The sequence below is a fragment of the Neorhizobium sp. SHOUNA12A genome (assembly GCF_023006505.1).
Classification (GTDB): domain Bacteria; phylum Pseudomonadota; class Alphaproteobacteria; order Rhizobiales; family Rhizobiaceae; genus Neorhizobium.
In genome coordinates this window covers 1-8,856 of the sequence record NZ_JALBGV010000145.1, presented here as the reverse complement: position 1 = coordinate 8,856, position 8,856 = coordinate 1, and the positions used below count along the sequence as shown (strand labels likewise).

10 protein-coding genes are annotated in these 8,856 nt (G+C 61.3%); 1 reads left to right on the top strand and 9 read right to left on the bottom strand.

Features of this window, described 5'->3' with window-relative positions; genetic code table 11:
• On the top strand, positions 1-543 hold a 543-nt coding region (locus MOV63_RS31395; RefSeq protein WP_247039631.1), incomplete at its 5' end, for a ribonuclease HII.
• An 87-nt stretch (positions 544-630) separates the two neighbouring features.
• Here the strand turns inward: MOV63_RS31395 and MOV63_RS31390 are convergent.
• From MOV63_RS31390 to MOV63_RS31350, 9 genes are all read right to left on the bottom strand, one after another.
• Entirely contained in the window at positions 631-1,116 is a 486-nt protein-coding gene (locus MOV63_RS31390) for a F0F1 ATP synthase subunit B (RefSeq protein WP_038584139.1), read from the bottom strand.
• 4 nt (positions 1,117-1,120) lie between these two features.
• Entirely contained in the window at positions 1,121-1,720 is a 600-nt protein-coding gene (locus tag MOV63_RS31385; protein WP_080719266.1) for a F0F1 ATP synthase subunit B, read from the bottom strand.
• 86 nt (positions 1,721-1,806) lie between these two features.
• Complete coding sequence (locus MOV63_RS31380; protein ID WP_007774919.1) at positions 1,807-2,034, bottom strand: F0F1 ATP synthase subunit C; 228 nt, start codon at positions 2,032-2,034, stop codon at positions 1,807-1,809.
• 68 nt (positions 2,035-2,102) lie between these two features.
• Positions 2,103-2,855, bottom strand: coding sequence for a F0F1 ATP synthase subunit A (locus MOV63_RS31375; RefSeq protein ID WP_038540360.1), 753 nt, complete (start codon positions 2,853-2,855; stop codon positions 2,103-2,105).
• A gap of 61 nt (positions 2,856-2,916) precedes the next feature.
• Positions 2,917-3,282 carry an AtpZ/AtpI family protein gene (locus tag MOV63_RS31370; RefSeq protein WP_247039629.1) on the bottom strand — a complete coding sequence of 122 codons (366 nt, stop codon included), beginning with the start codon at positions 3,280-3,282 and terminating at the stop codon, positions 2,917-2,919.
• Positions 3,283-3,549: 267 nt separating this feature from the next.
• Complete coding sequence (locus MOV63_RS31365; protein WP_038540353.1) at positions 3,550-4,704, bottom strand: cell wall hydrolase; 1,155 nt, start codon at positions 4,702-4,704, stop codon at positions 3,550-3,552.
• 169 nt (positions 4,705-4,873) lie between these two features.
• Positions 4,874-6,775 (bottom strand): potassium transporter Kup, encoded by a 1,902-nt coding sequence (locus tag MOV63_RS31360; protein ID WP_038540351.1) that lies wholly within the window; start codon positions 6,773-6,775, stop codon positions 4,874-4,876.
• A 12-nt stretch (positions 6,776-6,787) separates the two neighbouring features.
• Positions 6,788-7,759: a magnesium transporter CorA family protein gene (locus tag MOV63_RS31355; protein ID WP_151041137.1), complete on the bottom strand. Its 972-nt coding sequence runs from the start codon at positions 7,757-7,759 to the stop codon at positions 6,788-6,790.
• A gap of 298 nt (positions 7,760-8,057) precedes the next feature.
• Positions 8,058-8,856, bottom strand: a 799-nt coding sequence (locus MOV63_RS31350) for an Mrp/NBP35 family ATP-binding protein (protein WP_247039627.1), incomplete at its 5' end; no start/stop codon positions are given.

Genomic DNA, 8,856 nt, shown 5'->3' with positions numbered 1-8,856 from the left:
GGACGCGGGCCGCTGGCAGGCCCGGTCGTGGCGGCCGCGGTCATCCTCGACCCCGACAATATTCCGGACGGCCTCAACGATTCCAAGCAGCTCACCGCCAGCCAGCGGGAAATCCTATTCGAGGCGATCATGGCGACCGCCGAAGTTTCGATCGCCGCCTCCAGTCCACGCCATATCGACGAACGCAACATCCTGCGCGCCAGCCTCGATGCCATGCGCCGCGCCGTAGCCGGCCTTGCCGTCACCCCGGCCTATGTGCTCGCCGATGGCCGCGACGTGCCGCAGGGCCTCTGCTGCCCCGGCAAGGCGGTCATCAAGGGTGATGCCCGCTCCGTGTCGATTGCCGCTGCCTCGATCATCGCAAAAGTCACCCGCGACCGGATGATGACCCGCGCCCACCTGGTTTTCCCGGCTTACGGGTTTGCCAATCACGTCGGTTACGGGACGGCACAGCACCGCGCCGGCATAGAGGCGCACGGCCCCTGCTCGCTGCACCGGATGAGCTTTCGGCCGCTGAAGAAGGATGAGCTGCCGGAGACTTGATGCGCGGCAGGCCCTTCGTTCATTCTCCAAAAACAAAAAAAGGCCGGGTTTTTCGCCCGGCCTTTTGGAAGTCTTATGTGACTGAAATCAGTTCAATCGCGACTGCACCTTGCCAACGGCGTCCTTGAAGAGCGTGTCCTGAGTGGAGGCGTCGGCCTTGCGGGCGATAACGCTCTGGGCAGCGGCGATGGCGAGGTCGACTGCGGCAGCGCGTACGGCGCCGATCGCTTCGGCTTCGGCCTGCTTGATCTTCTGTTCGGAAAGCGCGTTGCGGCGGGTGACGAATTCGTCGGTCTTCTGGCGAGCTTCCTCGGTCAGGGCCGCTGCTTCACGCTCGGCGACAGCCACGATCTGTGCGGCTTCCGCTTCGGCTTCCTTGCGCTTGCGCTGGTATTCGGCGAGCAGGGTCTGCGCTTCCTCGCGCAGACGTTTGGCTTCGTCGAGTTCCTTGCTGATGTTGGCGGCGCGCTCGTCGAGCGACTTCGCCATCATGCCCGGCACCTTCAGGTAAACGACCAGGGCCAGGAAGAGAACGAGGCCGACGAATGCGAAAAATGTTGCATCGAATGCCATAGGATCAGGCCTCCGTCTTCGCGGCTGCGACTGCAGCCTTGATGTCGTCGCCGCTCGCCTTGGCGCCAATCAGCTGATCGACGATGGCGGTGGCGGTGTCTTCGGCAATCTGGCCGACTTCTGCAAAAGCTTTTGCCTTGATTTCGCCGATGCGGGTTTCGGCAGCAGCGAGCTTGCCGGCAAGTTCGGCCTCGATCGCGGTGCGGTCGGCGGCAGCCTTGGTCTTGGCGGCCTCGCGAGCGGTTTCGGCGATCTTGTGTCCCTTGGAACGGGCAGCTGCCAGTTCCTTTTCATAGGTCTCGACGGCAGCGTCCGCTTCTGCCTTGAGGCGAGCGGCTTCGTCGAGGTCCTGGGCGATCCGGTCGTGGCGGTGTTCGAGAATGCCGCCGACGCGAGGAACGATGACCTTCTTCATCAAAAGATAGAAGAGGCCGAAGGTGATGACGAGCCAGAGCAGCTGCGACGAAAAATGGGTCGCGTCGAACGGCGGAAAGACGCCGCCGCCATGGGCAGCGCCGGTTTCGGTATGCGCTTCGCCAGCAGGCGCGGCATGCGGATCAGTAGCGGCCGGCGCGGTTTGCGCATATGCCGAGGTCACGAACATCATCACCTCCAGGTGTATTCCAAATGCGAAGGATCACGGCGCGCTGTTTGAGAAGCGGCCGCGATCCGATATTTCCTGGACAGATCTTAGACTGCGTACAGGAGCAGGAGAGCGATGAGCAGCGAGAAGATGCCCAGAGCTTCCGTAACGGCGAAGCCGAATACCAGACGGCCGAACTGGCTGTCAGCGGCGGACGGGTTGCGCAGAGCGCCCGACAGGTAGCTGCCGAAGATGTTGCCAAGGCCAAGAGCCGTGCCGGCCATGCCAAAGCAAGCCAGGCCTGCACCGATGAACTTTGCTGCTTCCGCTTCCATGAGAAACTCCTTCGAAATGGTTGTTGCGGCTGATGACTGACGCCTCAGGACGCCAATGTCGGTTATCCTTAGTGCCCGCCGGGATGGATCGCATCGTTGAGGTACATGCAAGTCAGCACCGCAAAGACGTAAGCCTGGAGGAAGGCGACGAGGAATTCGAGACCGGTCAGGGCGACCGTCATGATGAGAGGCAGGACTGCGCCGCCGACGCCCAGTGCGCCCATGGTTCCGAGCGAGGCGACGAAGCCCGCGAACACTTTGAGCGTGATATGGCCGGCCAGCATGTTCGCAAACAAACGAACGGACAGCGAGATCGGACGGGACAGGAACGAAATGACTTCGATGGCGACGACCAGCGGGATCAGCAGGCCGGGAATGCCGCTCGGCACGAAGAGCTGCAGGAAGTGCAGTCCGTGCTTGTAGAAGCCGTAGACGATGACGGTGCCGATGACCAGCAGCGCCAGCGCAAAGGTGACGATGATCTGGCTGGTGATGGTGTAGAAATACGGGAACATGCCTAGCAGGTTGGCGGTCAGCACGAACATGAACAGCGAGAAGACCAGCGGGAAGAACTTCATGCCGCTGCTGCCGGCGCCTTCGCGCAGCATGCCGGCGATGAATTCATAGGACATTTCCGCGACCGACTGCGCCCGGCCGGGGATCAGGCCGCGCTGCGAGGTGGCGAAATACAGGAAGCCGGCGGCGCAGGCGACGGTGGCGACCATGAACAGAGATGCATTGGTAAAGGAGAAATCGATGCCGCCGATCTGGATCGGAACGATCTTGCTGATCTGGAACTGATGGATCGGATCGTTTGCCACCGTCTACCTCTTGTCCTTAGCCGCGCCAGGTCGGCCCAATTTTCATTCAGGAAGCAGAGCCTCAGCGGCCACCGTTTCCCTTCTCATCCTTGCCGCTTTGCCCGGTGATAAGCGGCGACGGAGCCACCTTTCCCACGGAGCGAAGCACATTCAACACACCGGCACAGAACCCGAGGAGAAGAAGAACAATCATCCCCCACGGCGCGGTGCCGGCAAAACGGTCGAGCAAAAAGCCCAGAATAGCCCCCACCGCGACTGCGGAGATGAACTCGGAGGAAAGCTTGAAGCCCAAGGCCATGCCTTTTCGGCTTTCCTCGGATTGCGCGTCCCTCTTCGCCTCTGCCGCGTCGTCAGCCTTCCTGTCCGCAAGTTCCGCGGACAAGCGCTTCCGGCGCTCTTCCAGACCATCGTCGCGGTGATCCGTCACGTGCGTCCTCCCCTATTTCTGCTTCCGGCACAACCGGTTTTATGCTTTCCAACCGCAAAAAACTGCAGTTAGCGAGGGATTTCGCGCCATCCGGCCCGTTTTCAAGTCGCGCGCAACATAGTTTTGCCCGCCCCTATAGTCAAGGCGTCCAAGGTTCTTCGTTCTAGGTAAATTAACCAAGCAAATTCAACCGGTTAAAACCGATACAACCGAAGTCGGGTAAAACTGCCGCGGGAATCGCTGCCTGTTGCGGCGATAGGGAGCGGCTCAGCTCCAGCCGCCGCCATAGGTACGATAGAAGACGTGCAGGCCGATGCGGCCGACCTTCTTCATCGTGCGCGCCCAGTCCGGGTGGACATAGACCGCATGATAATGGGTGGCGGAACCGACTTCCGGCAACCAGATCTTGCCGGCGGTCACCGCCATCGCCACTTCACGGGCCATCGTCCAATGATATTCGGAGCGGATACGGTCCTTGATATTGTCGCAGGCAAAGGAGAACTGGCAGCGGTTGCGCCAGTCCTCGTTCTGGTAGACGACGTCGCAGATCGTCTTCGGATAGGCCGGATTGCGCACCCGGTTGAGGATGACCTGCGCGACGGCGGCCTGGCCGCGGGCGGATTCGCCGCGCGACTCGAAATAGATACCGGATGAGAGGCATTGCTGCTGCTTGGCCGAGAAGGAATCGGGCGGCAGCGGGGTTGCGGCCCAGGCATGGTCATCGGCACCGATCGGCGGGATGAACCGGCCGGGCTTTTTCTTGTCAGTCAGAATGGCGTCGAACGGTGACTGTTTGGCGAAATCGGGTTCCGCCGGCGCATAGGCGGCGGCCAGCACGTCAGCATTCGGATTGTTGATGAGGCTGGCGATCATCGGCATGAGCTCGTCTTCTGCCCGCCTCGGTTCATCCTTGCGGAAATAGAAGGACGCGAGCTCTACCGGAGCGTCATTCTTGCCGGCCTTCAAGAAGGCTGTCATCGCATCCTTCTCTTCGATGGGCGAAGTGAGCGCACTCGAACGCTGCAGCACGGAGCCGGCGGAAAAGGCCCTAGGCGGCTGCATGGGCTCGACACTGACGATGCGGCCCTTCTTGGCGGCACGGTTGACGCGGTCTTCATCCGGGCGCGGATCGGAGGACTGCTTTTCGTCAACAAGAGCTATCTTGCGGCCATCGGGAAGTTCGAGGCCGGCATTGCCGGAGACGGCATTCTTGACGCCGGGAAAAGCGAGCGAGGCCTGATGGATGGAGCCCGCCGGCGAATCGGTCAGCACCATGCGCCATTGTTCGGCGCCATCGAAACCGGTCAGAAGATCGGCGAGATCGCCGTGAGCCGGGGCGGACGGAAAGATCAGCCAGCAGGCAAGGCCGAAGACGGCCGGGGAAGTCCATCCACTCAGTCCGGATGAGGACCTGCGACGCAAAACGCTCTTCGAACGCAAAACCTTAAACTCCACAGGGCAACAAGAACCCGATGAAGATCAATCATTAACCTTGATGAGCGGTTAACGCCGACAACCGAGAAGCCTGGTATCCGGCCTGAATTAGCACATTCACATCAATGTCAGCGAAGGGCACGCCAAATGCCGCGCCTCAGATGATCACATGCGAGCCGAGTTCGACGACGCGGTTGGCGGGCAGATGGAAATAGTCGGACGGGTCGGTCGCGGTATTGGCCATGGCGATGAACAACCGGTCCTGCCACATGGGCATGCCGGAAGCGGCATCCGGCACCAGCTTGCGACGGCCGAGATAAAAGGACGTCGACATGATGTCGAACTTGAAGCCGGTCTTGCGCAGATAGGCAAGCGCCTGCGAGACATTATGGGACTGCATGAAGCCGAAGCGCAGTTCGATCAGCGTGAAGCGGTCCGACAGCTTTTCGATCTTGAACCGCTCCTCAAGCGAGACACGCGGCTTGTTGACCGTGATGATCGTGAGCACGACGTTCTTTTCGTGCAGGACGTGGTTGTGCTTGATGTTGTGCAGCAGGGCGGCCGGCGCGGTTTCCGGATCGCTGGTCAGAAAGATCGCGATGCCGGGCACGGAGACCGGCGCATGATCGCTCTTCTTCTCGACCATCGGAATGAAGGTCTCGAGCGGCACGTCGATGCGACGGGTCTTTTCGAACAGGATCGCGGTGCCGCGCTTCCAGGTCCACATGACGATCGTGAAGATGATCGCCATCATCACCGGCACCCAGCCGCCGTCGTGGATCTTCAACAGGTTGGCGCCGAGGAAGACCAGTTCCAGGGCAAGCAGCGGGGCCAGAATACAGATCGCGAAGGTCTGCGGCCATTTCCACTTTATCCGGACGAACTCGAACGCCATCAGGGTGGTGACGACCATGGCGCCGGTCACCGAGATACCGTAGGCGGTGGCGAGCGAATCCGAGCTTTCGAAACCCAGAACCAGCGCGATGACACCGACCAGAAGCAGGGTGTTGACCGACGGCAGGAAGATCTGCCCGGTATTGGTCTCTGAGGTGAACTGGATCTGCATGCGCGGCAGGTAACCGAGATGGATACCTTGGCGCACCAGCGAAAAGGCGCCGGTGATCACCGCCTGGCTTGCAATGATGGTGGCCGCGGTCGCCAGAATGACGACCGGCAGCAGCGCCCATTGCGGGAACATCAGGTAGAACGGGTCGGACATCGCCTCCGGATGCTTCAGCACCAGAGCGCCCTGCCCCAGATAGTTCAAGGTCAGCGCCGGGAAGACAAGCGTGAACCAGGCCCACTGGATCGGCCGGCGGCCGAAATGGCCAAGATCGGCATAAAGCGCTTCGGCGCCCGTCACCGTCAGGAAGACGGCGCCGAGAACCACGATGCCGACGAAGTTCTCGTTGAGCATGAATTCGACCGCATATATCGGATTGAAAGCCGCCAGAATGCTATAGTCATCCGAAATATGGGCGATGCCGCCGGCACCGATGACGATGAACCAGACGGCGGTGATCGGCCCGAAGAAACGGGAGACCAGACCTGTCCCCTTCGACTGGATGGCGAAAAGCCCGATCAGGATGCCGACCGAGATCGGCAGCACGGCGCGGCTCATCGACGGCGCCACCAGCTTCAGGCCTTCCACTGCAGACAGAACCGACAGCGCCGGGGTGATCATCGCGTCGCCGAGGAAGAGTGCTGCGCCGATCAGGCCGAGCAGCATCAGCAGCGCCCTGTGACCGTTGGCGGACTTGGTCAGAAGTGCCAGCAGCGAAAGCGTGCCGCCTTCGCCGTCGTTGTCGGCGCGCAGCAGGAAGAGCACGTATTTGAACGTGACGATGATCGTCAGCGTCCAGATCATCAGCGAGATGAGGCCGATGACCTCAAGCTCGGTAACGCCGTCTTGGGCAATCGGCTTCAGAGCTTCGCGAAAGGCATAAAGCGGGCTCGTGCCGATGTCGCCGTAGACGACGCCGACGGAGCCGAGTGCGAGCGCAAAAAGGCCCTGGACCTTGGTTTTCTCGGCAGCGTGATGTTCAGCGGGGTGACCCATGGGATATCCGGCCTAAAGCCAGCCTTTCCAGCGAAAGAAGAAAAAGGGGATGATGGCGGACATGAGCATCGCAAGGATCGCGAGCGGATATCCGAGATGCCAGTCGAGTTCCGGCATGAAATGAAAGTTCATGCCGTAGATGGAGGCAACGAGTGTCGGCGGCAAGAACACGACCGACGCAATGGAGAATATCTTGATGATGGAGTTCTGCTCGACATTGATGAGGCCGAGCGAGGCATCCAGCAGAAAGGCGATGTTGCCGGCGATATAAGAGGCATGTTCCGAAAGCGAATCGACATCCCGCGCCACCGTGCGACAGAGGTTGTCGTCGCTCTTGTCCTGGCTGATCAATGGCACGTTCATCAGGAAGGTCAATAGCCTGGCAAGCGAGCCGAGGCTGTCGCGCACCTTGCTGATCAGCCGATGGTATTCGGCGATGTCGGCAAGCTTACGCTCCAGGAATTGCGGCGGCCGGCGCTTGCCGCGATCACGGAAGATATCCGTCGACAGTGCATCGACGCGATCGACGGTCTGCTCGAGAATTTCCGCGGTGCGATCGGCAATGGTTTCGAGAAGTTTTGCCAAAAGCGTGGCACCATCGCGCCCGGCCTCCGGGAGGCGGCTGAGGCCGGCGATGAACAGCTGGAAGCTTTTCGGCTCGGCATAACGCACGGTGATCAACCGATTGCCGGACAGGATGAAGGCGATGTCGGTGAGCTGCGGATCCTTGCCGTCGGCGCGCCAGACGAGCGAAGCGGTCATGAACACGGAATCCTTCTCGATATAAAGGCGGCTCGAGGGTTCGATGTCCTTCAGGTCGTCGCGGGTCGGAACCTGAATTCCGAGGAGACTTTCGACATAGGCGTCTTCCTGCGGCGTCGGTTCGATCAGATCGATCCAGACGATATCGTCGGCAAGCTGTCGCAACGCCTCGGCCGGTGCAAGCGTCTTCATCGAGCCAGTGGCGCTATAGGCATTGATCAATCGTGGTCTCCGGCCGAAGTTCGTCGGCCTTGAACGAGAAGCGGGCTTGCCGGTTCCCTGGTTCCGGGACCGCCAGCCGGCCCCCGGCGGGACGGGCCTGTAGAGACAGCCGCCGTCAAAATCAAGAGCCGTACAAATCCCGCGGTGGGCGCCGCAACATGACTCTCCGGCCGAATATGTTCAAGGGGCCTTCTGTAACAAGACGATTCGCGGCCTACATCAAAGCCTTGACCGGAAACGCCCACGAAAGTGCCTCCCCACCAGCGGCAGGGAGGTATTCCAAAATGCCGCGGCATATTTATTCGAAAACGATTGCCGGGGCCTGTCGGGGAGTGAGGCCGCCGAGTTCGGCCCATACCCTGGCGGCAATCTCCCGGTAGATCTTGGCCGAGGCACCTTGCGGATCGGAGGCCACGACCGGGGTGCCGGCGTCGGAGCGTTCCCGGATGTCGATCGTCAGCGGAACCTCGCCGAGGAATGGCACGCCGATCCGCTCTGCCTCGGCCCTGGCCCCGCCGTGACCGAAGATATCGTAACGCTTGCCGGTATCCGGTGCGAGGAAATAGCTCATGTTCTCGACGATGCCGAGCAGCGGCACCTCGACCTTGCGGAACATGGCGATGCCCTTGCGTGCGTCGAGGAGCGCCAAATCCTGCGGCGTCGAAACGATCACCGCGCCGGCCAGCGGCACCTGCTGGGCCATGGTGAGCTGCACGTCGCCGGTGCCCGGCGGCATGTCGACGACGAGCACGTCGAGGTCGCCCCAGGCAACTTCGCGCAGCATCTGCAGCAGCGCCGACTGCACCATCGGCCCGCGCCAGATCATCGCCGTCTCCTCGTCGACGAGGAAGCCCATCGACATGGCTTTCAGCCCGTAATTCTCCATCGGCTTGATGATGCGGTTTTCGATCTGCTGCGGCCGGCCGGTGATCTTCAGGAGGCGCGGCACGGAAGGACCATAGATATCGGCATCGAGAATGCCGACGCGCAGGCCATTCGCCTGAAGCCCAAGCGCGAGATTGACCGCCGTGGTCGACTTGCCGACGCCGCCCTTGCCGGATGCCACGGCGATGATGGCGCCGACGCCCGGCACGCCG